The following is a 25828-nucleotide window of genomic DNA, read 5'->3' on the forward strand; positions in this document are numbered from 1 at the left end:
CATATGAGCATCAAGCGCATCGGCAAGCATCTGCTCGAGCATCGCTGGCGCGTGCGGCGCGCGTTTCCGCCGCGCGTGCTCGACGCGATCGAGCAGGCGATCAAGGCCGGCGAGGCCACCCATTCCGGCCAGATCCGCTTCGTCGTCGAGGGCGCGCTCGACGGCGTGCCGCTGTTCCGCAACCAGCCGGCGCGGGAGCGGGCGCTCGACGTGTTCTCGCATTTGCGGATCTGGGACACCCATCACAACAATGGCGTCCTGATCTATCTCCTGCTCGCCGACCGCGACGTCGAGATCGTGGCCGACCGCGGCATCGATGCGAAGGTCGGCCATGCCGGCTGGGAAGCGATCTGCCGCGCGATGGAGGTGGATTTCCGGGCAGGCCGGTTCGAGCAGGGCGTGATCAAGGGCATCGCGGCGGTCTCGCAGGAGCTGGCGAGGCATTTTCCGCATACGGAAGGCGGCCCGAACGAGCTGCCGGACAAGCCGGTGGTGATCTAGGACCCCACTATGTCATTGCGAGGAGCGATAGCGACGAAGCAATCCATTTCTCCGCAAGCAGTGATATGGATTGCTTCGCTTCGCTCGCAATGACGGCTCGCGAACTACGCCTTCACCGACGGCCGTTCGGCGACACGGTTGAACCAGGCAACGATGTTGGCGTTCGACTGGTCCAGCGGCTGGCCGACCTGGTTGCCGAAATCGATCCAGCAGTAGAGCAGCATGTCGGCGAGGGTGAAGCGTTCGCCGCAGATGTACTTGCGGCCATCGGCCATCTGGCTATCAAGCCATTTGATGCGGTTGGCGGCGATCATCTTCAGCCCCGGCGAGGCCTCGGGCGCCACCGGGATCCGCTTCTCGAAGAATTTCAGCGCCTCGCCGAAGCGGTAGCCGTTGGCGAGCGGCTCGGCGATGTTGAGGTCGACGCGGCGTGTCCACATCCGGCATTCCGCGCGCTCTTCGGGCGTGGCGCCGATCATCGCGGGCGAGGGGTGCTTCTCCTCGAGATATTCGCAGATCGCGGTGATCTCGGAGAGATAGTTGCCGCAGTCGAGCTCGAGCGCCGGCATCTGGCCGTGCGGATTGCGCTTCAGATGCGCCTCCTCGCGGTTCTCGCCCTTGCGCAGGTCGACGGCCTCTTTGGGGATCTCGATGCCCTTCTCCGCCATGAACATGCGGACGATGCGCGGATTGGGTCCGATCGAGTCGTAGAGTTTCATGGTCCTCGCTCCCTGTTCTTCAGTGTTGTTGCTGTCGTTGAACAGGGCACAAGCGGATTTGTCAAATCCGGCGCGTTTCGCGACCCATTGGCTCGCAATGACGAAGGAAAGCAACGCTAGTCGTCGAGCTTGTTGAGGTCGCGCACCGACTGCATGATCGGCTCGAAATTCGATCGCGCATCGAGCGCGTCGAACAGCTGCGCGGTGTCCTCGAGCAGGGCATGCGAGCGCTGCAACGCGATCCGCACGTCGTCCTGCGGCGTGTCGGACAGCCGGCCGTGGCCCGACAGCAGGATCTTCGAATTGAGACCCTTCAGCCGTTCCAGCGACTGGATGTAGTCGGCAATCGAGCCGGAGCCGAACACCCCGCCCATCACGCCGCCGGGCATCAGCGTGTCGGCCGCGAACAGCAGGCCCTTGTCCTGATCGAACAGCGTGATGCAGGCCGACGTATGGCCCGGCGTGTACATCACGTTGAGGCGGAAATTGCCGAGATCGATCAGATTGCCTTCCTCGAGCCAGATGTCGATGTCGATCGGCACGTTCGGCTCGTTGAACATCTTGCGCAGCATCGAGAAGTCGTCGCGCAGCATGATCTTGTTGGCGGCGAGCCGATGCGCGGCGATATAGGCCGAGCCGTGGAAATGATAGGCCGCGCCGATGTGATCGAGATGCTCGTGGCTCAGCACCACCATGTCGATCATCTCGGGCGTCACCCCGAGATGACCGAGACAGGCGAGGAGCGACGGATAATTGGTCGACAGCCCGACGTCGATCATGATGGTCCGCTTGCTGCCGCGCACCAGATAGGCGTTGGCCGCGCGGTTCTTGAAGCGGATCTGGTAGACGTCGTCGGCGGCCTGGATCAGCGTCGCGACCTCGGCGTCGAACAGCGTCTTGAACGGGCTTGGCTTGCGGTCGCTCATGGTGCGCCTGTTCGGTAAGTGACGGCGTTGGAGGCGCGCAGGCGTTTCGAGAGCGCGTCCATCACCATGAGCGCGAAGGCCGGCTGCTGGCTGACGAGATAGACGAAACGGGCGTGATTGATCCGCATCACCCTCGTTGCGGGGGCGGAGGCGATGGCGGTCGCCGAACGCGCCGAGCCGTCGATCACGGCCATCTCGCCGAAGAACTCGCCCTTGCCGAGGCTGACGATGACCGTCTTGTTTCCGCCATCGATCTTGGCGATGTCGACCTTGCCGTCGAGCACGACGAACAACTCGCGGCCGGTCGAGCCTTCCTCAAAAATGACGTCATCGACACCAAATTCCTTGATGCATTTCTCGATGGTCATGGCGCTCTCCTGCCTTCTGGCTGGAAGATGGCGGTATGTTAATCGGGAAAGCGTCGCGCGCAAACGGAGCTGACGCAGATTGCCGCAGCGCCGCATCGCCCAAATCCGGCCCGGAAAACTCCCTAAAATTTAGGTAATGGCGGGGCCGGGTAACCATTTCGCAAGCAATAAAAGTTACCGAATTGTCAACCCAGTGTGGAGACTTTGAACGTGAGTGAGCAGCAGAGCGAGCCGGTCAGCGGTCAAACCGGCGCCCAAACGGCGGCGAAGAGCGAGCCCGTGATGGCCGTGACCGGTGTCGAGGCTCCCCGGCTCGCGCCCGAGCAGGAAGAGACGTCCCCAAAGGCCGACGCGCCAAGGATGGACGCGCCAAGAATTGACGCATCGAGGATGGACGCGCCGAAGGTTGAAGCCCCCAAGGTTGAGCCGTCCCGGCTCGATCCTGTGATCGAGGCCAAGATCGACGCGAAGATTGACGGCAAGATCGACCCGACCAACATGGAAGTGCCTGAGGTCGAGACCGGCAAGCGTGAAGAGCCGCGTTTCCCGGGCAAGCTGATGATCATGGCGCCCGGTGAGCGCACCTGGGACCATGAGGCGACCGCCTCCAAGCCGGGCGCCGAGCAGGCCGCCAAGGCCGCAGCCAAGCCGGCCGGCACGCGCCGGTTTGGGGCAATGGCCGCGGTGATTGCGCTGGCGACCGTGGCGGGAGCCATCGGCGGCGCGCTCGCGACCGCAGGGCTTGGCCATCTCGCCGCCCCCGCCGCTGCTTCCGTCAGGGATGTGGCTGCCAAGGACGCGGCTGCGAAGGAGGCGGCCGACGCCGCGCTCGCCCGGATCGAATCCGAGATCGCCGCGCTGAAGGCCAGCGTCGAGCAGACCGCCAAGACCGGCCAGGCCCAGTTCAGCAAGGCCAGTGACCGGATCGAGAAGGTCGAGAAGGCGCAGGCCGAGCCGTTGGCCAGGCTCAACAAGCTCAGCGAGACGGTCGACAAGCTCCGTGCCCCGCAGACCACCGTCGCCGCTGCGACGCCGGCCCGCGAGGTCACCGGCTCGGTCACCCCGGCGACGGCCGCGGCAGCACCCGCGGCTCCCCGGCCCGAGGTCGGCCGCCTGCCTGTGGTCGACGGCTGGGCGCTGCGCGACGTCGGCAATGGCGGCGCCCTGATCGAGGGCCGCGGCGGCATCTACGAGGTTTATGCCGGCGATCCCATCCCCGGCCTCGGCCGCGTCGACGCCATCCGCAAGCAGGATGGCCGCTGGGTGGTGGTCACCAGCAAGGGCCTGATCGTTTCGCGCTAGAACTTCGGTTCTGACTGAAAGGCGACGATACCAAGGCGCTTCACCACGATGTGAAGCGCCTTTTTTCTTGAATAGGATTTGCCGCGCGGTGTTAGTGGGGGCATGAGCCGCGCGCTGAAATACCTCCTCGTGATGTCCGCTCTGCTCTGCGGCGCCGGGCCTGCGCGTGCCGCCGAGGATCGCGCGCTCGAGCGCGGCGCGGCAGTGATCGATCCGGCGACCCTGCGCGAGCTCGATCACGGCCGCTTTGGCCTCGGCCGGATGCTGGCGCCGGAACGCGCCGCCGACAGGCCGCTGTCCAACCGCGAGCTGTTCGCCCTTGCCGCGATGGTGCCGGTGCGCGAGGCGCTCGGCCGTGAATTCGATCGCTATATCGCCAAGCATCAAGCGAGCCTGCCGAACGAGAGCATCGGGGTCGGCGACGGCTTCGCGTTCCAGCTGTTCGATCGCGCGCTGTTCGAATCCCCGGATGTCCGCTTCGTGCTGGCAGGCATCGTCAACCGCATGGACCGCGCCTATGTGGCGCCGAAAGACTGTGGCGAGATCCGGTTGATCTACCGGCTGACCCGCACCGATGTGCCGCCGATCGGCGAGAACGCGGTGTCGCAGCGGCTGCCGATGACATTGAACCTCGTGCTGAAGGCGAAGGGCGACGGCAATGACGCATCGCTCGCCTGCCGTGAGATCGCGCGGCGCTGGCTCGCTGCCGGCAGTGCGCCGCCGACAATGGAGAAATTGTTCGGCAAGGACGGGCCGCTGGATTTGATCGATGCCCGCAATATCGATCGCATCGAGACCAATCTGCAGATCGCGCACGCGCCGAAATCCGCGGTGCGCGACTTCCGCACCGACTATCTCTTGAAAGTGTTCGACTATGACGGCGCCGCGAAGCGCTTCACTGAGGCGCCGCTGGAGAACCAGATTGATCGCGACCGCATTCTGGCGGACGAGGGACTGAAGCGCGACTTCAAGGCGTGGCTGCTGGATCCCGGGCATTTTGCCGAGCTCGATCGCGGTACCTTGCTGGTCCCGGATCGTTTCCTCGCAACCTCGGCGGTCGCGCCGACTCCGACCGGGTTTGACGTCAGCGACCTCGAGCCCGAGTTCGGCATGGTGCAGGGCGAGGTGACGTCCGGCGATGCGGTGTTCTCGGAGGGCGATGTCGTCGGTGCCTTGCAGAAGGCTGCGGCCGACGGAACGAAGCTCACGAACATCCAGTCGCTGGCCGGCTTCGAGCACCGCCTGAACGACGTCACCTGCGCCGGCTGCCACCAGACCCGCGGCATCGGCGGCTTCCATTTTCCCGGGGTCGACTGGATGGCGGCAAGGCCCTCGAACTCGACCGTGGTGCCGGCCTCGCCGCATTTCTTCGGCGACCAGCCGCGTCGCCGCGATATCCTGACAAGCTTCCGCGACGGCAGGGCGCCGGACTTTTCACGCGGCTTCTCCAACCGGCCGCAACTGCGCGGCAGCACCGAGCTTGCCGGCACCGAATATAGCGACGGCTGGGGCGCGCATTGCTACCTGCCGGGCGCCAAACCGGCCGAGACCGACCGCAGTTTCCGCGGCTGGAGCTGCGCCGAGGGGCTTGCCTGCCAGGTCGCCGGGAAGACCTCCCGCATGGGCATGTGCTTCGTGAAGGGGCGATAACGTTCTCGGGAACCGACGCGGCCGGGCGTCATTATTCGATGCTACACTACACGCTGCCCAGGACCTGACAGCTCTTGACCGGAGACCGGCCCGATGAGTGCTTCCGAGGACAACAAGCAGCGCAACCGCGAGATCGCGGCCAACGAGGCCGAGCGTCAGGCGGTGAGCGCCGTCCGCGTCAGCAGCTGGGCGATCGGGCTCACGGTCATCATCGGCATCATCGTGGTGGCCATCGTCTGGGCCTGGATGACGCGCTGAAGCGACGCTCGACGAAGTCGATCCGCTACGCCACCGCGCCAGACGCGCGCAGCTTCTGGATCGTGGCCTCGTCGTAGCCGGCCTGGCGCAGGATCTCGTCGGAATGCTCGCCGACCTCGGGTGGCTTACGCGGCTGCACCTTCTTTGCGCCGTCGATGAAGATCGGGCTGTTGACGGTCAGCATGGTGTCGTTCTCGAAGCGCACCAGCACCTCGTTCTCGATCATCTGCTTGTCGTTCGGGATGTCGTCGAGGATGCCGACGACGCCGAACACGAGGCCATTGCCGTCGAGGATCTTGCGCCATTCGGCGAGATCCTTGCCGGCGAACACCTCGTCGAAGATCTTGATCAGCTCGACCGAACGCGCATGGCGGTCAGGCTTTGTCGCGAAGCGCGGATCGGCGATCAGGTCCTCGCGGCCCATGCAGCGCGCCAGGGTCGGCCACTGCCGGTCTTCATTGAGCAGCGACAGGATCAGCCAGCGGCCGTCCTTGCACTTGTAGTGGTTGGTGACCGCGTTCAGCGCCTCTTCGCGCGGCTTGCGCTTCTTGAACTTGGCGCCGGCGAGCTTGGCCTGCGCCAGCACGCCGTTGGCCCAGACGCCGTTGGCCATCAGATTGGTCGAGACGTGCGAGCCCTTGCCGGTCTTCTCGCGCTGGAACAGCGCGGTGACGATGGCGCCGTAGAACGCCATCGCGCAGGGGTGGTCGCCCATGCCGGCGACCGAGCGGGCCGGCGTGGTGTCCTCGTCGGCACGCACCAGATCCATCAGGCCGGAGCGGGCCCAATACGCATTGGAGTCGAAGCCGGGCTTGTTGGCCTCTTCGCCCTTCTCGCCATAGCCGGTGAAGGAGGCGTAGATCAGCCGGTCGTTGAGATGGGCGAGATGATCGTGGGTGATGCCGAGCTTCTGGCGAACCTGCGGCGGCATGTTGGTGATGAAGACGTCGGCTTCAGCGACCAGCTTGTAGAGCACATCGCGCGCGTCGGGCTTGGTGAGGTCGAGCGCCAGGCTCTTCTTGTTGCGGGCCTCCAGCATCCACGCGAAATTGTGCTCGCTGGCGGGATAGCCGGGCAGATTGGGCAGATTGCGGTAGGGGTCGCCGGCACCGGGCGGCTCGATCTTGATGACGTCGGCGCCGAAATCGGACAGCACGGTGGCGGCTGCGGGCGCCGCGATGAAGCTCGCGCAGTCCAGGACCTTGAGCCCGTCAAAAATGCCTTTTTCCATCGTGCCGTCGCTCCCGTGGCGCTTGTTGGTGTTTTTCCGGTAGCTGGAATTATCGCAAGCGATGATCCCGATCGGATCGCCATTTGACCCATCTCGGGGGCGCGATGCAACGGCTTGTTGGGGCGTCATTGCGAGGAGCGAAGCGACGAAGCAATCCACGCTTCGGCAGGCGGAGGTATGGATTGCTTCGCTCGCAATGACCGGGCGCGCTACTCCACCCCCGCCATCAGCGCGGCATTGCCGCCCGCGGCGGCGGTGTTGATCGTGATCGTCTGCTCGCCGGCGAAGCGCGTCAGGTAGTGCGGGCCGCCGGCCTTGGGGCCGGTGCCGGAGAGGCCGCTGCCGCCGAACGGCTGCACGCCGACCACCGCGCCGATCATGTTGCGGTTGACATAGATGTTGCCGACCTGGAGGCGGTCGATCACGTGTTCGATGGTGTCGTCGATCCGCGAATGGATCCCGAGCGTCAGCCCGAAGCCGGTGGCTTCGATCGCGGCCAGCACGTCGCCGAGCCGCTCGGCGCGGTAGCGCACGACATGCAGGATCGGGCCGAACACCTCTTCGGTGAGCTGGCTGGCCGCTGAGAGTTCGAAGATATGCGGCGCGACGAAATTGCCTGATGGCGCAGCGCCGGCGAGATGCACCCGCGCTTCCTTTTTCATCCGCGCGATATGCGCATCGAGCCGCTGCTTGGCCTCGGCATCGATCACCGGTCCGATCTGCGTCGATACGTCTGAGGGATCGCCGATCTTCAATTCGCGCGCGGCGCCCGCGATCATCTCGATCATGCGATCGGCGACGTCGTCCTGTACGAACAGCAGCCGCAGCGCCGAGCAGCGCTGGCCGGCGGAGCGGAACGCCGAGGTCACGACATCGTCGGCGACCTGTTCGGGCAGCGCGGTGGCGTCGACGATCATGGCATTGATGCCGCCGGTCTCGGCGATCAGCGGCACGATCGGGCCATCCTTGGCCGCGAGCGTGCGGTTGATCGATCGCGCCACCTCGGTGGATCCCGTGAAGACCACGCCGGCGATGGCGGAATGGCCGACCAGCGCGGCCCCGATCGCGCCGTCGCCCTGGACCAGATGCAGCGCCGTCTGGGGTACGCCGGCCTGATGCAGCAAGACGACGGCCTCGGCCGCGATGCGCGGCGTCTGCTCGGCCGGCTTGGCGATCACCGCATTGCCTGCCATCAGCGCCGCCGTTACCTGGCCGAGGAAGATCGCAAGCGGGAAATTCCACGGCGAGATCGCGACGAACGCGCCGCGGCCATGCAGCTCCAGCACGTTGCTCTCGCCGGTCGGGCCCGGCATCGTCTCGCCTTTGTCGAACAGTGTTCGGCCGAGCGCCGCATAGTAGCGGCAGAAGTCGATCGCCTCGCGCACCTCGGAGAGCGCGTCGTCGAGCGTCTTGCCGCCCTCGCTTTGCAGCAGCGCGAGGAAGTGCGCGCGGCGCTGCTCGAGCAGGTCGGCGGCCTTGTCGAGGATGGCTGCGCGTCGTGCGGCCGGCGTGGCGTTCCAGGCCTTGAAGCCGCGCCGCGCCGCGGCGACGGCAGCATTCGCCTGCTCGGTTGTCGAGGTCGCAACCGTGCCAGGTGCTGCCTTGCGCTCGGTTGCGATTGCCGAGGTCAGCGCGCCCAGCGCCTTGCGTTCACCGAATTCGATGCCGTGCGAGTTCGCGCGCTGCGGGCGATAGAGATCGGCCGGCAACGGAATCGCGGAATGCGAAGCCTTGTCGTCGCCCTCGATGATCTCGGCCGGGCGGCGCAGCAGGTCGGTGATGGAGACGCGATTGTCCGCCGCCAGCGCCACGAAGGACGAGTTGGCGCCGTTCTCGAGCAGGCGCCGCACCAGATAGGCGAGCAGGTCGCGGTGGCTGCCGACCGGCGCATAGGTGCGGTGGGCGATCTCCGGCCGGTCATCGCCGAGCTGCGCGTAGAGTGCCTCGCCCATGCCGTGCAGCCGCTGGAATTCGAAGCTATTGGGATCGTCTGACAGTTCGAGGATGGTCGCGACCGTCAGCGCGTTGTGGGTGGCGAATTGCGGAAACAGCCGCGGCCGCAGCGCCAACAGCTTTCGCGCGCAGGCGACGTAGTTCAAATCGGTCATCGCCTTGCAGGTGAGCACCGGATAGCCGTCGAGCCCGCGCTCCTGCGCGCGCTTGATCTCGGTGTCCCAATAGGCGCCCTTGACCAGCCGCACCATCATTTTGCGGTCGAGCGCGCGCGTCAGTGCATCGACATAGTCGATCACGTCAGCGGCGCGCTTCTGATAGGCCTGGATCGCCAACCCGAAGCCGCTCCAGCCGGCGAGCGACGGGTCGGCGAAGGCAGCGGCGATGACGTCGAGCGACAGCTCCAGCCGGTCGGCTTCCTCGGCATCCACGGTGAAGTTGAGATCGTACGCCTTGGCGCGGCGCGCGAGATCGATCAGCTGCGGCACCAACTCGCTCATCACCCGCGCGTGGCTGACCGCCTCGAAGCGCGGATGCAGCGCGGAGAGTTTCACCGAGATGCCAGGCCGGTCGGGCAGGGGCTGATCGCCGGCCGCCTTGCCGATTGCATCGATCGCGCGGGCGTAGGATTCGAAATAGCGGTGGGCGTCGTCGGCGGTGCGCGCGCCTTCGCCGAGCATGTCGAAGGAATAGCGCGAGCCGCGCGCCGTGTGCGATTGCGCGCGCGACAATGCCGCCTCGATGGTCTCGCCGAGCACGAAATGGCTGCCCATCAGCCGCATTGCCTGCCGCGTCGCGGCGCGCACCGCCGGTGCACCGAGCCGCTTCGTCAGCCGGCCGATCGTACCCTGCGGCGTCTCGCCGGGCTGGATCACGCGCGCCGACATGCCGAGCGCCCAAGCCGAGGCGTTGACCAGGAACGCGCTCGATCGGGTCTCGTGGTTGACGAAGTCGCCTTGGCCGAGCTTGTCCTCGATGAACTGGTCGGCGGTGCGCGCATCGGGCACCCGCAGCAGCGCCTCTGCCAGCACCATCAGCGCCAGCCCCTCCTTGGTCGACAGCGCGAACTCCCGCAGCATGTCCTCGACCCCGCCGAGCGGATCGTCGTTGGCCCGGATCGCCTCGATCAGGCGCGTCGCGGAGCGGTCGATCCGAGCCTCCGCCTCCGCGCCGAGGCTTGCGTCCTGCCGCAGCCGGCCTGCGATGGTGGCGTCGTCGGGTGCGTAGGGCGCGCTGAACGGGGGCGGGAGCGGGTCGGGCATGGCGGCGGTTCCTCGAGGGTTGCACGGGAACACCTACGCGCCCGTGGACCGTAGTTCGATAGACAAATTAGCAGATTTGCCTTAGAAAATTAGGATCAATTCATATATTGCCGCAGATATGACAGAGATAGACAAGACAGACCGCAAAATCCTCTCGATCCTGCAAGGGGATGGCCGGATTGCCAATGTGGAGCTGGCCGAGCGGATCGGCCTGTCGCCGACCTCGGTCGGCGAGCGTCTGAAGCGGCTGCAGCGCGACGGCTTCGTCGAGGGCTACGGCGCGCGGCTCAACCCGCACCGGCTCGGGCTCGGTCTCTTGGTGTTTGTCGAGGTGCTGCTCGACAAGACCACGCCCGACGTGTTCGAGAAGTTTGCCAGGGCGGTGCAGACCGCGCCCGAAGTGCTGGAGTGTCACATGGTGGCCGGCGGCTTCGACTATCTGGTCAAGGCGCGGGTCGCCAACATGACTGCCTATCGCCGGTTTCTCGGCGAGACCCTGCTGGCGCTGCCGGGCGTGCGCGAGACGCGAACCTACGCGGTGATGGAGGAAGTCAAGCGCGATGCGCCGTTGCCGGTCGGCTGATTTCATCCCGATCTGATCCACAGCCATGCGCCGGATGTATTGGCATCGCTGTGCACCCGAGTTAATCCTTTGGCCGAGTTGGGGCAGGGGTTCATGACAGACGCCGATCAGCCGATACGAATGAAACGGGCCGGACTTGCCGGCGCGCTTGCCGTGCTCATGCTCGTGCTGCCGTCAGGGGCGCCGGCCCGCGCGGCCGAGCTCAGCTCCGGCATCATGCAACTCTATACGTCGGTCTCGATTTATCCGCCGTCGGCCTCGACGATGACCGTGTGCTACGGCTTCGTCTGCCGGCGCCGCGAGATGCTCGACTTCAACGCGGCCGACCGGGCGGCGCTGGCCAGGATCATGGCGACGGGCCGCGCCAACGCCGCCGCCGAACGCGCCGCCGTGCAAAAGGCCGTGATCTGGTTCGACCGCCGGATGGGGCCGATCCTCGGCACCGACAAGCGCGTCGCGAAAGCGGACTTCCGCGCCAACGACGACAAGCACAATTATGATTGCTGGGACACGACGCGAAATACGACCAGTTTGATGCTGGTGATGCAGGCGTGGAACCTGTTCAAGTTCCATGACGTCGGGGATCCCCACTACCGCGGATTTTCGTTCGCGCAAACGCCGCACAACACCGCCGTTCTGGTCGAACGCGCGACCAAGGTGGAATGGGCCGTCGATCTCTGGCCCCGCGGCTATCTGCAACCGCCTGATGTCATGACCGTCGCCAAATGGGTGACGGAAGATTGAACGGCTGAAGGATTCCGCCGTGCGCGTGCCGCGGTGTTCCATCCATTGATCGCAGGGATGGCGACCTGTGTCATTCGACACTGGAACCGGGCTCGACGGTTCCAAAAAATACGTCGAGCGCCCATCACCTTAAGAACGAAGTGACGCGTTAGCACGGCAGCATTCGGCCAACCCGAGGCTACGATATGCGTTCACGTTCGACCTGCATCGATGCCGCGATCAGCGGCGCTCGTTTCCCGCTGTTGCCGGCGCTTGCGCTGCTGCTGTGGCCCATGCTCGCCGCTACGGCCCGCGCGGGCGATGTCGAGGATTGCGGCGGGCCGCCGACCGAGAAGGCCGAGGCGGCGTGTTCGGGCATCATCAACGATAGCGCACGCTCCACGGAGGATCGGACCAAGGCGTTCACCGGCCGCTCGCGATACTACATCGCCCGCAACAAGATCGATCAGGCCCTTGGTGATGCCGATGCGGCGGTGCAGCTGAACGCGCAATTCGTGCCGGCGCTGATCGCACGCGGCTATGTGCAGCAGCGCAAGGGCGGCCTGGATCAGGCGCGCGCCGATTTCGATCGTGCGATCGAGCTCGAGCCGAAAAATCCGTTCGGCTTCCTGGCGCGCGGCAATCTGCGCGCCGACCAGCACGCCTGGGCCGACGCGATTTCGGACTACGGCCAGGCGATCACGCTGCGGCAGGATCTTCCCGCCGCCCATGTCGGACGCGCCCGGGCCTATGTCGAATCCGGACAACCCGATGCGGCGCTGGCCGACGCCAACACCGCGATTGCGGTCAACGCCAGCACGCCGAATGCGTTCTACTGGCGCGGCCAGGCCTATCGCCGCAAGGGCGACATGGATCACGCGATCGAGGATTTCTCGCGCGCGATCGCGCAGGCGCCGCAGACCGAGCGCAACGCCTATTTCGCCCGTGCCCAGCTCTACAGCGCCAAAGGCGACTACGTCAGAGCCATCGGCGACTTCGACCGGCTGCTGAAGGTTCTTCCCGACAACAAGGAGATCCAGCAGCAGCGCCAGCAGGCGCTCGCGATGCAGGCCGAGCTGGCCAGGTCGGGTGCGGCCGCGTCACCATCACCGGCGACACCAGCTCCGGGCGCAGCGCCGGCTCGGCCAGCCGCGCCGACACCGGCCGCGGGTAATCAGCAGGTCGAGCAGGCCAGGCAGTTCGTTGCGCAGGGCAATTACGCGGGCGCCGTCGCCAATCTCAGCCAGGTGCTGAGCAGCGATCCCCGCAACGAGGCTGCGCTACGGCTGCGCGCGCTGGCCTATTCACGGCTCGGCCGGATGGCGGAGGCGCGCAACGATCTCAGTGAGCTACTCAAGCTCAAGCCGGACGATCCGCAACTGCTGGCCTTCCGCGCTCTCAATGCCGCCGGCATGCGGCAGTTCGACGAGGCCATGACTGACGCCGGCCGCGCCATCACGCTCGATCCGAACAACGCGCTGGCCTATCTGGCGCGCGGTCTCGTCAAGGCCGGCACCGGCAAGGTGCAGGATGCACTCGCCGACTACGACCATTCGATCTCGCTCAATGCCAAGGAAGCGTTGGCCTACACCGAACGCGGGCTCGCCTATGTCGGATTAAACCAGCTCGACAAGGCGCTGTTGGATTTCGATCAGGCGCTGGCGCTGGTGCCGACCAATCTGGTCGCCAAATCGTGGCGTGGACTGGCGCTGATGCTCAAGGGCCGTAGCGATGAAGGGCTGGTCGATATCGACGGCGTGCTGGAGCGCAGCCCGAACAATCCGACCGCCCAGCTCGGCCGCGGGCTCGCGATGCTGACCTCCTCGCAGTTCGACCGCGCCATCGCTGCGTTCGACCAGATCGTTACGCGGGCGCCCAACGATGCCTTCCCGCGTGTGCTGCGTGCACGGGCCTATCTCGGGCTGAAGAAGCCTGACGACGCGATGAAGGATCTCAATTTCGTGCTCGCTGCGCGGCCGGATTATCTGCCGGCGCTGACGCTGCGCGGCATCACCTGGTCGGCGCTGCGCAACTACGACAAGGCGGTCGACGATCTCGACCGGGCGATTGCGCAGAAGGAGACGGTGGAGGGGGTGTTCGCCCGCGCCAAGGCGCATGAGGCGCTCAACCATGCCGACAAGGCGACCGAGGATTTTCGTAAGGCCACGCAGCTCGCACCGTCGAGCGTGTTCGACGTGCTGGCGCAGGCCGAGTCGAAGCGCAAGGTCCAGGAGCTGTCGAAGCGGGTGCCGTGCGGCACCGGCCAGGGCGGCACCTGTCTGTGACGCGACAACTCGGCGGCCGCGCGTCTTCCCGGAGCAAAGGCTAACCTCGGCGCGCGCTGGCAATGGCGGCCGGAAAAAAGCTCAACGGCGTGGCGCGCGGGCGTCGTGCCCGCTCCGCCGAACGTCACGTGGTCTGGTGTGTGGATCGGCCCCCACTCCCGGATGACGTCCGAGAGTGCGCCGCCGGATCTGGCGCTGGTGCGCTAGACCTTCAAGTTCTCGGCTGACGTCTTGCCGCGATTTGCGATCTCTTCGTATTCAACGGTCTGGCCTTCGTTCAGGCTCTGAAGACCAGCCTTCTGAACCGCCGAAATATGCACGAAAATGTCTTTGCCGCCCGTTGCGGGCTGGATGAATCCGTAACCCTTGGTCGGGTTGAACCACTTCACTGTACCTTTGGGCATTCCAGTCGTCTCCGCGGAATCAATCGAAAACAGACCAGCCGGTCCCCGCACAAACCGGCTTGTCCGTGCCACACAGGATAGCAGTTTGAAAAAAGCTGGGTAGATCAAACGACGGTGTGATTTTGGCCGGAAACAACCCGCTTTGTGGGGATTTGGCGTCGGATTGCCTGTTTCGTGGTCAATTAATGCGCTGCAAAACAAGATTGGTTCCGTCGAACCCAATCGGGTCGGTGGCCCCGCGCGCGGCCTTTTCCGCCGGCGCGCGGGGAATGGACCGGCCGCGTTTCAATAGGTCGCGGAGAGGTAGTCGACGATCTTGCCGACGTCGGCCTGGTCGATCGGCGCACCGTAGACCTTGATCATCTTGGTCACCTCGGCCTGCCAGAAGTCCTTCTTGAACTTCTCGCCCTGCGGCTGGGTCTTGATGTAGTCCGCCGAGTGGCAGCCGGTGCAGTTGCTCTGCACCACGTCGAGGTTGGGCCCGGGCTTGAACGCCGCGGTTTCCTCGGGAAGCGTGTAGTTGACCGGTGCGGCGATCGCGGCGCCGATCGTGAGCATGGCGATCGCGACGAGGGAGGCAAGCAACTTGCTGGTCATGATGCTTCTCCTCACGCCGCGGTGACGCGCACTGTTTCGACGACGTTGCGCAGGTAGCCGGCCGGATTCCACAACGGATCCATCGGCTGGGTGTCGCCGGCATTGTTGGTGGCGCGCACCTTCAGCTCCGCGGGTCCGGGGGGAAGCGCGACCTTCAGCTTCCATTCGCGGAATGCGTATTTGCCGAGGTCCTTGCCGAGCTTGGCCGGCGTCCAGCTCTTGCCGCCGTCGGTCGAGACCACGACCTCCTTGATGCCCTTGCCGCCGTCGAAGGCGATGCCGCGCAGCGTAATGCGGCCGGCCTTCAGCTTGGCGCCGTCGGCGACGCTGGTGATGAACGAGCGCACCGTGAAGCGGTTGATCGGGATCGTTGCCTTCGGTGCGGTGCCGGGCTCGACCGCGTTGTTCGGCGTATCCGGAATCCGGTAGGCGGATTTCATCCAGAAGCCCTCGAACACGCTGTCGATCACCGTGATCTCGTTGAGGTGCTTGACCCAATAGGTGCCGTAATAGCCGGGCACCACGAGGCGGAGCGGGAAGCCGTTGAGGAACGGCAAATCCTCGCCGTTCATGCCCCAGGCCAGCATCACCTCGCCGTCGCGCGCGTGGTCGATGTCGAGCGCCTTCACGAAGTCGGGCGTCGTCTCCATGACAGGTCCATCCATGCCGTTGAAGGTGACCTGCTTGGCGCCGGCCTGCACGCCGGCCATATCGAGCACGGTCTTCAGCGCCACGCCGTGCCAGCGCGCGCAGCCCATCGCGCCGTTGCCGAGCTGGCCGCCGGCGACGCGCGGATTGAAGAAGCCGCGGCTGTTGCCGGAGCACTGGTTGACGGCGACGAGCTCGGTGGCCTTCAGCTTCCTGATGTCCTTCAGCGACAGTTTCAGCGGCTTGTCGACCTTGCCCTTGATCTCGAGCGTGAACTTGTCCGGATCGAGGTCGTAAGGGATGCCGGCGAGGTGATAGCGGACGAAGAACGCATTGTTCGGCGTCAGCGGGCCGTCGTTGAAGATCGCGAACGGCGTTTCCAGCTGCGGCGGCCGGCTGGTCAGGCCGATCATCGGGCGCTTCTGCGGGTAGCGCACCAGCGGCCGTTCGCCATTGCCGAAGGGCAGTGTCACGGTGTCGAGGGCGAACGCGCCTCTGGATCCCAGCCCCGTCACCAAAGCGGCCAACCCGGCGCGCTTCATCAAGTCTCGTCGATCGAGCATTCCGCTTCCTCCGAAGCTGTTCTGTCCCGAGCTGGTCATCACCAGGCTCGGATTGCCTTGCGCGCCTTCGCATCATGGACTGCGCGCGGTGACAAATGTCGCACCTGACAACTCCAAGTCAATTGAGCTTTCGCCGCGGTGCGTCGCAACAACGAAAAGCCCCGGCCGCATCAGGCGACCGGGGCATTTCGATTCCAGGCAGCAGGTTCGATCAGTAGCAGACGTTCACGGTGCGATAGCGATAGCCGTAGGGCGTCAGCACCAGGCGGGTGACGTAGCAGCCGGAGTCGACGAAGCCGACGGAGATGCCCGGGCCACCCCAGAAGTGATGGTGGTACGGATGCCAGAAGAACGGCTTGGCGGAGGCTGCGGTGGGCGCCAGCGCGGCGGCACCGAGGGTAGCGGCAGTAGCGAGAGCAAGCGTGACTTTGCGAAGCATGGTCGTCTCCTTCAGATGCGCGTTGAGCTCTGTCGCGGCGCGGTTGCAGTGTTACCCATCGCCAGTCAGTCGCATCCGGCAGGGGGCACGTTCGAGCATCTCTGCTGGACGCACCCGTGGATGTGCGGCAGGTCACATTCGATGAAGGGGGGATGAACCGGTCAGGCCGCCACGGCACGCCGGTCGTCGACCAGCGCGGACAGCACCCGCGTCGCCTCAATCGTACGCACGGTCATCGGCTCGTTGCGGCCGCGGATCGCGACCTCCTGAGCCGGCAGGGCATCGTCGGCCAGATCAGCGGTGACGCGCACCTCGTCGGAGATGATCGCTTCGCAGGCCAGCGCTTTCGTCATGTCCTGCAGCCTTGCCGCCACGTTGACGGCGTCGCCGAGCGCGGTGAACACCATGTGGTCGCGATAGCCGATATCGCCGACGATCACCTCGCCGCCATGGATGCCGATGCCGAAGCGGATCGGCTCGCGCAGATCGTGGCTCAGAAACTGGTTCAGCTCGTCGATATTGGCCGCGATCTGCGCTGCCGCGCGCAGCGCCTGTCGGCAGGCCTCGTGCCGGTCGGTCGAGAGCCCGAACAGCGCCAGCATGCCGTCGCCGATGAACTGGTTGGGCCGCCCGCCGGCTTCCAGCACCGCCTGCGACACCGCGCCGAGGAAGCGGTTGACGATGAACACGGTGTCGAACGGCAGCCGCTTCTCGGCGAGTTGCGTCGAGCCGCGCATGTCGACGAACATGCTGACGAGATAGCGCTCCTGGCCGACCCGCGTCGGGTGGGTGGCGTGCGCGTTCGCCGACATCGTGCTCGGCAGGAACAGCTGGAAGAAGTTCAGGTCGGAGGTCGGACGCAACTGGCAGGCCAGCCGGATCGACGGATCGTCGGTGCCGACCCGGTGCAGCACGAAGGCCTCGCGCGGTGACGGCTCGGGCAGCGCGGCGTGATCGCCGATGATGCGGATGCGGCAGGTCGAGCAGCGTGCCCGGCCGCCGCAGACGCTCGCATGCGGCACGTTGTAGCGCAGGCTCGCTTCCAGCACGCTCAGTCCCTTCGGTACCCTGAGCGTCCGGCCGTTGCCGTAGGACAGCGCGATCATGCCGCCGCGGCGCTCGAGCAGGGCGCGCGCGCCGCGCGCGAGCAGCACGAGGCCGAGCAGGCCGAGATAGCTGATCGTCAGGTCATCGGTGATCTTCTCGAGCGTGGCCCCCTGCGCGGCGGTGCCGAGCTTCTGCACCGACAGCTCCTCGTGGCGCCAGTCGGCATCCTGATAGTCGGCGATCGTGGCGCGGCCGGCCTGATAGATGCCGAGGATGGCCAGCGTCGGGATCAGCACGGCTGTCGCGAGCAGGAACGGGGCGGCGCGCTGGAAGAACGAGCGCAGCCGCAGCCAGAAATACAGACCGATGCAGCCATGCACCCAGGCGATCACCAGCACCGCCAGCATGGTCCACAGCCGGTTCGGCGCCGCGATGAAGAAGGTGTAGAGCTCCTGCGGGTAGAGCTTTTCGTGCCCGTACAGGCTCTGGCCGAGCCGTACGCCCACGACATGCGCGACGATCAGCATCGGGACGCTGAGGCCGAGCGCAAGCTGCACCGGCTCGACCGCCTTCCAGTGGAACTCGCGGCGCTGATACAGCGCCCAGATACCGAGCCCGGTATGCACCAGGCAAGCGCCGTAGAACACGATCGCGACCGGGAGGAACTGCCAGAACTCGGAGTGGTAGTGTACCCCGATCGCCAGCGCCTCGGTCGAGATATTGCCGAGCGCGTGGTTGACGAAATGGCTGATCAGGTAGGCGAACATGATCGTCCCGGTGACCAGCCGGACCTGCCGCAGGCCGACGCCGCGGGCCATGTCCTGCAGGTGCTCGCGCGAGGGGGAGGCCATGTGATTCATGATCGGCAAGTCTAGTGGTTAATTCCCGCGCTGAACACCACCACGGGTCCGGACACGCCGTGATAACTGGCCGTGCGGCACGTTGACACTCCGTTAAGAGTCGAACAAAAAGCGCGCCGTGACGATAGCCCCTTCCGATAACATCCGCGTCAAGCCGGCCCGTTCGCGGGCGCCGGATTGGCGCGGCGTCGTCGCCGTGATCGTGGCCATGACCGCGATGCGGCTGGTCTATGCCCATGCGCTCGATCTGCGCACCGACGAGGCCTATTACTGGACCTGGTCGAAGGAAAACGTGCTGTCCTTCCTCGACCATCCGCCGATGGTGGCCTGGTTCATCCGCTTCGGTACGGCTGTTCTCGGCGACACCAATCTCGGCGTCCGGCTCGGTGGCATCGTGGCGATGCTGGCGACCCAGCTCCTGCTCGCCGACATCGTCCGCCGCGTCACATCGAACAATGTCCGCGCCGTGATGCTGGCGCTGCTGCTGCCGGAGGCGGCGCTGTATTACGGGCTGCTGATGGCCAAGGTCGCGCCGGATACGGCGCTGATCCCGTTTTCGGTGGCGATGCTGTGGTCGCTGGTGCGGCTCGCGCAAAGCAATGACGGGCGCTGGTGGCTTGCCGCCGGGCTGTTCGCCGGGCTGTCGCTGCTGTCGAAATTCACCGCGATCATGTTCGCGCCGGCGGTGCTCGCCTTCGCGCTGGTGCCGGACTGGCGCTGGCGCTGGTTGCGCAGCCCGTATCCCTACCTCGCTGCGCTGATCGCGATCGTGGTGTTCTCGCCGGTCTTGATCTGGAACGTGGAGCACGACTGGGCCTCGTTCCGCTTCCAGGCGGTGCGCGCGACCGCTGAGCGCGCCTTCACGCTGCGGACCGTCGGCGAGTTCATCGGCATGCAGTTCGGCCTGGTCGGCTTCGTGCTGCTGCCGGTAACGCTGTTCGGCACGGCGCTGACCGCATGGCGCGGCTATCGCAAGCGTGAGCCGGTCGCGATCCTGCTGGCGACCGCGGTGCTGGTGCCGTTCGCCTATTTCCTCTGGAAGTCGCTGACCTTGCGGGTCGGCGACACCTGGCCGATGTTCCTGTGGCCGGCCGGCTTTGCCGCGGTTGCCATCAACGTGACACGGATGCCGTTCGAGGGCTGGTCGGTTGCCCTGGTCAAGTCGACCGTTTTCTGGGCGCGGCGGGCGATTTCCACGGGCATCGTCTTTGTCGTCTGCGTCTTCCTCTACTACATGTTTGCGCCGTGGAATCTGATCGGCCGGACCGATCCGATCGGCACCGAAGCGGGCTACGATGTGGTGGCCGCGCGCACGCTGGCGCAGGTTGAGGCGACCGGCGCGAGCTGGGTCGCGACCACGGATTACCGCACCTATGCAATGCTGCGCTGGTTGCTGCGCGGGAAGGTGCCTGTCATCGAGGTCAACGAGCGCGGCCGCTTCCAGGGCTTTGCCGATCCCGGCATGAACATGATCCGCGATCACGTCGGCGTCTATGTCGGGCGCGAGCCCGAGAACAATCTGCCGCTGTGGAGCGAGACATCAGCGGTGCGTCAGCCGCTCGAGCGCGTGATGCGCAGCTGGCGCGGCATGGTGATGGACACCTATTCGCTGGAGAAGATCTCAGGCTGGACCCCCGACCTGTCGCCGCCGCCGGACACCACCTTCTTCCGCTGGCGCGTGCTGGCGATGCGTCTTCCTTCTCCCCTTGTGGGAGAAGGTGGCGCGCATTCGCGCGCCGGATGAGGGGTTTCTCTCCGCGAACAAGGTGCGCGTGGATGGACACCCCTCAGATGGCTCCCCCACTCGCATAACATACTCGATGTCGTCCCTGCGAAAGCAGGGACCCATAACCACCGATGCTGGTTATCTTGCATCTCCGTAACGGCGAGCCCCGTTCACAATATCCGCTGCGGCGTATGGGTCCCTGCTTTCGCAGGGACGACAGCTTTGTTGGTCGCGAGCACGACGTGGATGGTGGGCGCGGTGCAAACGTGTCTTTGCCGCCCCAGTGCCGCTATTGCTCTTCCTCGCGCTTGCGGATCAGGTCTTTCGCCAGATCGGTCAGGGCCGGGCGCGGCAAAGCGTTGAAGGGAAGCGGGCGGGTGACGTCGATCGCGGCGAGGCCGAGGCGGGCGGTCAAGAGGCCGTTGAGCATGCCTTCGCCGAGCCGCTGCGAGAGTTTTGCCGCGATGCCGTGGCCGAGCATCTGCTGGATCAGGCTGTCGCTCGCGGCCATGCCGCCGGTGATCGCCAGATGCGCGATGACGTGACGCAGCAGGCGGATCATGCCGAGCGCGCCGGGCCGCCCGCCATAGAGCCGCGCCAGTTGGCGGATCATGCGCAATGAGGCCACGAACACGAACAGCACGTCGAACAGCGCGCGCGGGCTGACCGCGGTGACGACGGAGACGCGCTGCGCGGCCGAAGACACCAGCCGCCGCGCCTCCTCGTCGAGCGGTGTCATCAGTTCACGCTCGGCGAGGCGGATCATGTCGGCGCCGTCAATGATATCATCGGTGTGGCTCTGCAACGCGCTGCGGGCGCGGGCGAGCTGCGGGGTCTGGTGCGCGAGCTTGAGCAGGTCGGCGACGACGGCGCGACTGGCGGCGCGGTCGTCGCTGATCAGCACCTCGGCGGCGCGCAGATGCAGTTTCTCGATGGTTGCGAGCCGCGTCAGCCCGACCAGCTCGCGCATGGTGACGACGGCGAGCGCCACCGCCGCGACGATGGCGAGCGCAAGCCCGAGGAAGCCGAGGCCTTCATTGCGTGCGAACAGATCCTCGACCAGGTTGAGCACACCAAGCCCGGTGCCGAGCACGACGAGGCCCGCGACCGCGCTCCAGAACAGCGTGCCCCAGCGGAAGCCGCGGCGCGCCGGCAGCAGCGGCGCATCGACCGGCACAGGGAGTTGCGCGGGCTCGGCCTCGGGCACGATCTGGATCGCGCCGCGGCTGAGGCGGCCGCTGTCGTCCGGATCCATCAGGACCACGCCGGGATCGTCGAGCTTGAACGTCGCCGGCCGCCGCGGGGGCGTCTTCTCGTTCATTGCAGTTTGTCTCCGATCAGGAACTGGAGGGCGCGGTCAAGGCGGATGTGAGGCAAGGCCGGCTCCGCATCGCCGTTTCGTTCCAGCTTCGGCGGGCGGAAGCGCAGGAAGCGATAGTCGGCGGCCTCGGCACCGGAGCTCGAGAGGCCGCGGAATCCGCCGTTGAACAGGTCCTCCGGATTGTCGGGTAGGTCGCCCGGAAAGGTCGCAACCTCCGTCTCGCCGTCCAGAATCTCGCCATTGGCGACCTCGCCCGATGCCGGCGTGCCGAGGATCGACGGCAGCTTGTCGCGGCCGCGCTGAACCTGGGCCTCGCGGGTGGCGCGCACCGCGGCGAGCGCCACGACATCGATGTCGGCGCCGGCATATTCGGCGCGCTCGGCGGCCTTGGCCACGATGCGCCTCAGCACGGCCTCGAGGCGGTCGTGGCTCTGGTGATGCAGATGGTCGGCCTTGGTTGCCGCGAACAGGATGCGGTCGATGCGCGGCCGGAACAACGCGCTCAGGATCGTGCTGCGACCGATCCGGAAGCAGTCGAGAATGCCGGCGAGCGCGGCCTCGAGATCGTGCAGCGCCTCGGGGCCGGCGTTGAATGCGGCGAGCGCATCGGCCAGCACGATCTGGCGGTCGAGCCGCGCGAAATGATCGCGGAAGAACGGCCGCACCACGACATCCTTGTAGGCTTCAAAGCGCCGCCGCATCATCGCCCATAGCGAGTGATCCGGCGCGCTGCCGTCGATCGGCACATCGAGCGGCGCGAAGGTCAGCGCCGGCGTGTCGGCGAGATTGCCCGGCATCAGGAAGCGGCCGGGCGGCAGCAGGCTCATCGCGAAGCGCTCGTCGCGGCAGGCGCGCAGATAGTCCGTGAACAGTCTTGCCTCGGTGAGTGCGGCCTGTTCGTCCTCCTTGGCCTCGGGCTTCAGCGTTGCGAGATGGGCGTGCCAGGGCGCCGCGAGTTTTGCGCGCAGCGGCTCGCGCGACAGCGCAAGGCTCTCCGCCGACCATTGCTCGTAGCTCTTGTTGAGCAGCGGCAGGTCGAGCAGCCACTCGCCGGGATAGTCGACGATATCGAGGGTCAGCGTCCGGTCCGCGCCATTTTGCCGCTGATACTCGATCACGAGGCGAAGCTCGGAGATGTCGGTGGTCGAACTCGGCCAGCGCCGTTCCTCGACCAATGTCCGGACATGGCTCTCATAGGCGAAGCGCGGCACCGCATCGTCGGGTTGCGGGGCGAGATAGGCGCGCGCGATCCGTCCCGAGGCATAGGGCTCGAACACCGGAAAGCGGCCGCCGCGGGTCAGGCCGTGCACCAGCGCGGTGATGAACACCGTCTTGCCGGCGCGCGACAGGCCGGTGACGCCGAGCCGCACCGTCGGGTTGAAGAAACCCTCGCCATAGTCGAGCAGCGCCCGCGCCGAGAGACGCGCTTCCTCGACGATATCAGAGAGGCTGGGGGGCATGGAGGGTTAACGATAAACCCGGCAGGAGGGACCAAAAGCGGCGGGCGAGCACCCGCAAGGTGGCGATTATCGGGCCAAAATCAAGCTTCACATTTCCGGCGCCTTTGCAGGCGAGGGGATTGCCAAGGGGATGCAGGGGGATTGAACGCGTCACGTCACCCGCGCTACCCATAGTCTGTCGGTACACAGGAAAGCCTGCATGACGGTCTTCCGCCTGAAGCAACTCGCCTCGACCTCGATCCACGCGGCCGGTGCCGCGTTGTGGAACTACGACCGTGCCGAGCTGATCGCCGATGGCGTCGTTCATCTCGTCGGCGTCGCTTTCGGGCTGGTTGCCGCCACCGCGCTGATCGTGCTGACTGCGGTCTATGCCGGCCCGTTCGACGTCGCCGTGGTGTCGGTCTATGTCGCCGGTCTGCTCGCGATGCTGACGCTGTCGGCGACCTATAATCTCTGGCCGGTGTCGCGCGCCAAATGGATCCTGCGGCGCTTCGATCACTCCGCGATCTATTTGTTGATCGCCGCAACCTACACGCCGTTCATCGTGGAACTGAAGGACAGCTATTTCGCGATCGCGCTCTTGGTCAGCGTGTGGTGCGTGGCAATCGTGGGCATCTGGCTCAAGCTGCGCTACCCTGGCCGCTTCGACCGGCTCTCGGTCGGGCTTTATCTCGCGATGGGCTGGAGCGGCATCATGCTCTACGACCGCGTCGTGAAAGCGCTGCCGACGATGGCGCTCGGCTTCGTGCTGGCGGGCGGCATCCTCTACAGCCTGGGGGTGATCTTCCACTCCTGGCGGCGGCTGCGCTTCCAGAACGCGATCTGGCACTGCTTCGTGCTGCTCGGCGCCGCCTGCCACTATACGGCGGTGTTCGACGTCGTGCTTGCGAGCTGAAGTTTCTCGCCAAGGGCGTTGGATAGGCTATCATGTTTGGTGATACGCCCGTTCCGCTTTGTCCCGTCACCCTGAGGAGCGCGGTACGCGCGTCTCGAAGGGTCGACGGCCACCAGCCGGGCCGTGCATCCTTCGAGGCTCGCCCCGCGGCGCAATTGCGCCGCGTGGCTCGCACCTCAGGATGACGGGACGCATAGGAGAGGGTGGGCAAAGCGACAGTGCAAGCAAAGATATCGGGAGGATAGCCATGCAGGTGGCAGGTAAGGTCGTGGTGGTCACCGGCGGTGGCAATGGCATCGGCAAGGCGCTGTGCGAGGCGTTTCACGCCGCCGGCGCATCCAAGGTCGTGGTCGTCGACCTCGATCACGCGGCGGCCGAGAAGGTCGCGGCCGCGGTCGGCGGCGCTGCCTTCAAATGCGATGTCGGGCAGGAGAAGAACATCCTACACGTGATCGAGGAGACCGAACGCATGTTCGGCCCGATCGCGCTGTTCTGCTCCAATGCCGGCATCGGCGGCGGCTTCGACCCGCTGTCGAAAAACGCCGGCGGCACCTCGGACGAGCCGTGGTCACGGAGCTGGGCGATCCATGTGATGGCGCATGTCTATGCCGCGCGGCATCTGGTGCCGCGCATGAAGGCGCGCGGCGAGGGCTACTTTCTCAACACGATCTCGGCCGCGGGCCTGTTGTCCCAGGTCGGCAGTCCCGCTTACTCGACCACCAAGCACGCCGCGGTCGGCTTTGCGGAAAACCTCGCGATCTCGCATCGCGCCGACAACATCAAGGTCTCGATCCTCTGCCCGCAGGGTGTCGACACCAACATGCTGCGCTCGATCCCGAAGGGCCCGCAATCCGGCGACGGCGATCTCACGGCGGAGCAGGTCGCGCAGGACGCGCTGAAGGGCATCGAGCAGGAGACCTTCCTGATCCTGCCGCACCCGCAGGTGCTCGGCTACATGCGCAAGAAGACCGAGAACTACGACCGCTGGATCGGTGGCATGGCCAAGATCCAGGCCAAGATGCGCGAGAGCCACGGGAAGTGACGCGCGGCGCGTGTCGCGCAAGCCGTCGCCGTGTGAGGTGAGCACCTGGTCAGGCTCCCTCCCCCCTTGCGGGTGTTCAGACCGGGGAGATGGTGGACGGGTGTTCGGAGACATCGTGGACACTTTCAGCTCCGCGGGCGAGGGGCCGGATGTCGATAGTTGCTATCATCTGGGTTCTGAACACGGCGTCGAATACGCCATCCTGTACAGTTGGGCGGAACGCGACCGCCTTGCCGCGGAAGGCCTTCGGCAGCCTGACGGCGCGGCCAAGGAAGCTGACGTGGCCACCCTCCTGGACACGGCGAACAATGTCGGTCGGAGCGTATTCGAAGGGCGCAATGGCCTCGACATAAACGCGCGACCGTTGTCGGTAATCAGCCTCTCGGGCAGGCCGTAGCGGCGGAAGGCCGCGACGAGATGCGCTCTGACCGTCGCGGTCCGCTCGTCGGCGCAAGCCGCAAGCACCACCGCAAAGCGTGAATGATCGTCGAGCACGGTCAGTGGGTGAAGCCGGCCGGTGCGCAGGGCCACGTGTCCCTTGAAGTCCATCTGCCACAACTCGTTCGGCTGCGCCCGCTCAAACCGGATGAAGGCGGACTGGCCGCCGCCGAACGTACCCAGTTCCACGCCATGCCGCTTCAAGATTGCCGTGACCGTCGAGGGTGCAGGAACAACCTGCTGTCCAAGATCCTTCAGCCGCCTGGCAATCTTGCGACCGCCCCAGGCCGGATGAGCGGCACGGACCGAGAGCACGGCCGCCTCCGTACCCGCGGTGCTGCGCGCAGGTGAGTTCTGCGGCCGACGCGATCGCTCCTGCAGTCCAACCATCCCGTCAAGCTGCCAACGCTCCAGCCACTTGTAGCCGGTCGTCGGACTGACGCCGAACCGGCGGCACAGCTGCCGAACGTTGGCTCCTTCGACCGAAGCCAGCATCACAAACTCCAATCGCTCGTCCATCCGGGACACCTCGCGGAACGGCATCCGACAGCCTCCATATTTTGCTGTCGAAAGTGTCCACGATGTCTCCGAACACCCGTCCACCATCTCCCCGGTCTGAACAGCGGG

The 25828-nt window shown here is 65.9% G+C and carries 22 protein-coding genes and 1 pseudogene; 10 read left to right on the forward strand and 13 right to left on the reverse strand.

Features of this window, described 5'->3' with window-relative positions; genetic code table 11:
- Positions 1-3: 3 nt before the first annotated feature.
- Positions 4-501 carry a TPM domain-containing protein gene (locus tag BI327_RS38060; RefSeq protein ID WP_076866700.1) on the forward strand — a complete coding sequence of 166 codons (498 nt, stop codon included), beginning with the start codon at positions 4-6 and terminating at the stop codon, positions 499-501.
- A gap of 104 nt (positions 502-605) precedes the next feature.
- Here the strand turns inward: BI327_RS38060 and BI327_RS38065 are convergent, their stop codons facing one another.
- The 3 genes from BI327_RS38065 to BI327_RS38075 all read right to left on the reverse strand — a co-directional run bounded on the left by BI327_RS38065 (position 606) and on the right by BI327_RS38075 (position 2514).
- A complete protein-coding gene (locus BI327_RS38065) occupies positions 606-1220 on the reverse strand; it encodes a glutathione S-transferase family protein (protein ID WP_076866755.1) in 615 nt (204 codons plus the stop codon).
- Between the two features lie 116 nt (positions 1221-1336).
- Complete coding sequence (locus tag BI327_RS38070) at positions 1337-2146, reverse strand: MBL fold metallo-hydrolase (RefSeq protein ID WP_076866702.1); 810 nt, start codon at positions 2144-2146, stop codon at positions 1337-1339.
- Complete coding sequence (locus BI327_RS38075) at positions 2143-2514, reverse strand: Crp/Fnr family transcriptional regulator (RefSeq protein WP_076866704.1); 372 nt, start codon at positions 2512-2514, stop codon at positions 2143-2145. Before BI327_RS38075 ends, BI327_RS38070 begins: the two co-directional genes overlap by 4 nt.
- Positions 2515-2718: 204 nt before the next feature.
- Here BI327_RS38075 and BI327_RS38080 point away from each other — a divergent pair, with 204 nt between their 5' ends.
- The 3 genes from BI327_RS38080 (at position 2719) to BI327_RS42850 (ending at position 5724) form a co-directional block, all read left to right on the forward strand.
- Positions 2719-3816: a hypothetical protein gene (locus BI327_RS38080; protein ID WP_076866706.1), complete on the forward strand. Its 1098-nt coding sequence runs from the start codon at positions 2719-2721 to the stop codon at positions 3814-3816.
- 102 nt (positions 3817-3918) lie between these two features.
- Entirely contained in the window at positions 3919-5466 is a 1548-nt protein-coding gene (locus tag BI327_RS38085; protein WP_076866708.1) for a hypothetical protein, read from the forward strand.
- A 93-nt stretch (positions 5467-5559) separates the two neighbouring features.
- Positions 5560-5724, forward strand: a complete 165-nt coding sequence (locus tag BI327_RS42850; RefSeq protein ID WP_167386929.1) for a hypothetical protein — start codon at positions 5560-5562, stop codon at positions 5722-5724.
- A 25-nt stretch (positions 5725-5749) separates the two neighbouring features.
- Here the strand turns inward: BI327_RS42850 and BI327_RS38090 are convergent, their stop codons facing one another.
- The gene (locus BI327_RS38090) at positions 5750-6955 is read right to left on the reverse strand and encodes a CaiB/BaiF CoA transferase family protein (RefSeq protein ID WP_076866710.1); all 1206 of its coding nucleotides are present in this window, start codon (positions 6953-6955) and stop codon (positions 5750-5752) included.
- 209 nt (positions 6956-7164) lie between these two features.
- Positions 7165-10170, reverse strand: coding sequence for a bifunctional proline dehydrogenase/L-glutamate gamma-semialdehyde dehydrogenase PutA (putA, locus tag BI327_RS38095; protein WP_076866712.1), 3006 nt, complete (start codon positions 10168-10170; stop codon positions 7165-7167).
- Positions 10171-10288: 118 nt separating this feature from the next.
- Between putA and BI327_RS38100 the strand changes: the two genes are divergently transcribed.
- The 3 genes from BI327_RS38100 (at position 10289) to BI327_RS38110 (ending at position 13761) form a co-directional block, all read left to right on the forward strand.
- Positions 10289-10753 (forward strand): Lrp/AsnC ligand binding domain-containing protein, encoded by a 465-nt coding sequence (locus BI327_RS38100; protein ID WP_018273295.1) that lies wholly within the window; start codon positions 10289-10291, stop codon positions 10751-10753.
- A gap of 120 nt (positions 10754-10873) precedes the next feature.
- Positions 10874-11497, forward strand: coding sequence for a hypothetical protein (locus BI327_RS38105; protein WP_076866713.1), 624 nt, complete (start codon positions 10874-10876; stop codon positions 11495-11497).
- A 185-nt stretch (positions 11498-11682) separates the two neighbouring features.
- Positions 11683-13761: a tetratricopeptide repeat protein gene (locus tag BI327_RS38110; RefSeq protein WP_076866715.1), complete on the forward strand. Its 2079-nt coding sequence runs from the start codon at positions 11683-11685 to the stop codon at positions 13759-13761.
- A 203-nt stretch (positions 13762-13964) separates the two neighbouring features.
- Here BI327_RS38110 and BI327_RS38115 read toward each other — a convergent pair whose 3' ends face one another.
- From BI327_RS38115 to BI327_RS38135, 5 genes are all read right to left on the reverse strand, one after another.
- Positions 13965-14165, reverse strand: coding sequence for a cold-shock protein (locus BI327_RS38115; protein WP_029080322.1), 201 nt, complete (start codon positions 14163-14165; stop codon positions 13965-13967).
- 285 nt (positions 14166-14450) lie between these two features.
- A complete protein-coding gene (sorB, locus tag BI327_RS38120; RefSeq protein ID WP_076866717.1) occupies positions 14451-14762 on the reverse strand; it encodes a SorB family sulfite dehydrogenase c-type cytochrome subunit in 312 nt (103 codons plus the stop codon).
- Positions 14763-14773: 11 nt separating this feature from the next.
- On the reverse strand, positions 14774-15973 hold the full coding sequence (gene sorA, locus BI327_RS38125; protein ID WP_076866757.1) for a SorA family sulfite dehydrogenase catalytic subunit: 1200 nt from the start codon (positions 15971-15973) through the stop codon (positions 14774-14776).
- A gap of 211 nt (positions 15974-16184) precedes the next feature.
- Entirely contained in the window at positions 16185-16412 is a 228-nt protein-coding gene (locus tag BI327_RS38130; RefSeq protein WP_076866719.1) for a hypothetical protein, read from the reverse strand.
- Positions 16413-16573: 161 nt separating this feature from the next.
- Positions 16574-18319 (reverse strand): adenylate/guanylate cyclase domain-containing protein, encoded by a 1746-nt coding sequence (locus BI327_RS38135; RefSeq protein WP_394329911.1) that lies wholly within the window; start codon positions 18317-18319, stop codon positions 16574-16576.
- 208 nt (positions 18320-18527) lie between these two features.
- On the opposite strand from BI327_RS38135, the gene BI327_RS38140 reads away from it, so the two are divergent.
- A complete protein-coding gene (locus BI327_RS38140; RefSeq protein ID WP_076866761.1) occupies positions 18528-20063 on the forward strand; it encodes a glycosyltransferase family 39 protein in 1536 nt (511 codons plus the stop codon).
- Positions 20064-20334: 271 nt separating this feature from the next.
- On the opposite strand, the gene BI327_RS38145 is transcribed toward BI327_RS38140, so the two are convergent.
- Together BI327_RS38145 and BI327_RS38150 are read right to left on the reverse strand one after the other, a co-directional pair.
- Positions 20335-21366: a YcjF family protein gene (locus BI327_RS38145; RefSeq protein ID WP_076866721.1), complete on the reverse strand. Its 1032-nt coding sequence runs from the start codon at positions 21364-21366 to the stop codon at positions 20335-20337.
- Positions 21363-22826: a YcjX family GTP-binding protein gene (locus BI327_RS38150; protein ID WP_076866723.1), complete on the reverse strand. Its 1464-nt coding sequence runs from the start codon at positions 22824-22826 to the stop codon at positions 21363-21365. Before BI327_RS38150 ends, BI327_RS38145 begins: the two co-directional genes overlap by 4 nt.
- Positions 22827-23025: 199 nt before the next feature.
- Between BI327_RS38150 and trhA the strand changes: the two genes are divergently transcribed.
- Both trhA and BI327_RS38160 read left to right on the forward strand, forming a co-directional pair.
- The gene (trhA, locus tag BI327_RS38155) at positions 23026-23721 is read left to right on the forward strand and encodes a PAQR family membrane homeostasis protein TrhA (protein WP_076866724.1); all 696 of its coding nucleotides are present in this window, start codon (positions 23026-23028) and stop codon (positions 23719-23721) included.
- 247 nt (positions 23722-23968) lie between these two features.
- The gene (locus tag BI327_RS38160; RefSeq protein WP_076866725.1) at positions 23969-24763 is read left to right on the forward strand and encodes an SDR family oxidoreductase; all 795 of its coding nucleotides are present in this window, start codon (positions 23969-23971) and stop codon (positions 24761-24763) included.
- Between the two features lie 76 nt (positions 24764-24839).
- On the opposite strand, the pseudogene BI327_RS38165 reads toward BI327_RS38160, so the two are convergent.
- A pseudogene (locus BI327_RS38165) lies at positions 24840-25744 on the reverse strand (DDE-type integrase/transposase/recombinase).
- Positions 25745-25828: the final 84 nt, after the last annotated feature.

Source organism: Bradyrhizobium mercantei (genome assembly GCF_001982635.1).
Classification (GTDB): domain Bacteria; phylum Pseudomonadota; class Alphaproteobacteria; order Rhizobiales; family Xanthobacteraceae; genus Bradyrhizobium; species Bradyrhizobium mercantei.

Bases quoted from the DNA above. Each gene is read 5' to 3' on its own strand.
- BI327_RS38060 (WP_076866700.1), top strand. From the start codon at position 4: ATGAGCATCAAGCGCATCGGCAAGCATCTGCTCGAGCATCGCTGGCGC.
- BI327_RS38065 (WP_076866755.1), bottom strand. From the start codon at position 1,220: ATGAAACTCTACGACTCGATCGGACCCAATCCGCGCATCGTCCGCATG.
- BI327_RS38070 (WP_076866702.1), bottom strand. From the start codon at position 2,146: ATGAGCGACCGCAAGCCAAGCCCGTTCAAGACGCTGTTCGACGCCGAG.
- BI327_RS38075 (WP_076866704.1), bottom strand. From the start codon at position 2,514: ATGACCATCGAGAAATGCATCAAGGAATTTGGTGTCGATGACGTCATT.
- BI327_RS38085 (WP_076866708.1), top strand. From the start codon at position 3,919: ATGAGCCGCGCGCTGAAATACCTCCTCGTGATGTCCGCTCTGCTCTGC.
- BI327_RS42850 (WP_167386929.1), top strand. From the start codon at position 5,560: ATGAGTGCTTCCGAGGACAACAAGCAGCGCAACCGCGAGATCGCGGCC.
- BI327_RS38090 (WP_076866710.1), bottom strand. From the start codon at position 6,955: ATGGAAAAAGGCATTTTTGACGGGCTCAAGGTCCTGGACTGCGCGAGC.
- putA (WP_076866712.1), bottom strand. From the start codon at position 10,170: ATGCCCGACCCGCTCCCGCCCCCGTTCAGCGCGCCCTACGCACCCGAC.
- BI327_RS38100 (WP_018273295.1), top strand. From the start codon at position 10,289: ATGACAGAGATAGACAAGACAGACCGCAAAATCCTCTCGATCCTGCAA.
- BI327_RS38105 (WP_076866713.1), top strand. From the start codon at position 10,874: ATGAAACGGGCCGGACTTGCCGGCGCGCTTGCCGTGCTCATGCTCGTG.
- BI327_RS38110 (WP_076866715.1), top strand. From the start codon at position 11,683: ATGCGTTCACGTTCGACCTGCATCGATGCCGCGATCAGCGGCGCTCGT.
- BI327_RS38115 (WP_029080322.1), bottom strand. From the start codon at position 14,165: ATGCCCAAAGGTACAGTGAAGTGGTTCAACCCGACCAAGGGTTACGGA.
- sorB (WP_076866717.1), bottom strand. From the start codon at position 14,762: ATGACCAGCAAGTTGCTTGCCTCCCTCGTCGCGATCGCCATGCTCACG.
- sorA (WP_076866757.1), bottom strand. From the start codon at position 15,973: ATGCTCGATCGACGAGACTTGATGAAGCGCGCCGGGTTGGCCGCTTTG.
- BI327_RS38130 (WP_076866719.1), bottom strand. From the start codon at position 16,412: ATGCTTCGCAAAGTCACGCTTGCTCTCGCTACTGCCGCTACCCTCGGT.
- BI327_RS38135 (WP_394329911.1), bottom strand. From the start codon at position 18,319: ATGAATCACATGGCCTCCCCCTCGCGCGAGCACCTGCAGGACATGGCC.
- BI327_RS38140 (WP_076866761.1), top strand. From the start codon at position 18,528: ATGACCGCGATGCGGCTGGTCTATGCCCATGCGCTCGATCTGCGCACC.
- BI327_RS38145 (WP_076866721.1), bottom strand. From the start codon at position 21,366: ATGAACGAGAAGACGCCCCCGCGGCGGCCGGCGACGTTCAAGCTCGAC.
- BI327_RS38150 (WP_076866723.1), bottom strand. From the start codon at position 22,826: ATGCCCCCCAGCCTCTCTGATATCGTCGAGGAAGCGCGTCTCTCGGCG.
- trhA (WP_076866724.1), top strand. From the start codon at position 23,026: ATGACGGTCTTCCGCCTGAAGCAACTCGCCTCGACCTCGATCCACGCG.
- BI327_RS38160 (WP_076866725.1), top strand. From the start codon at position 23,969: ATGCAGGTGGCAGGTAAGGTCGTGGTGGTCACCGGCGGTGGCAATGGC.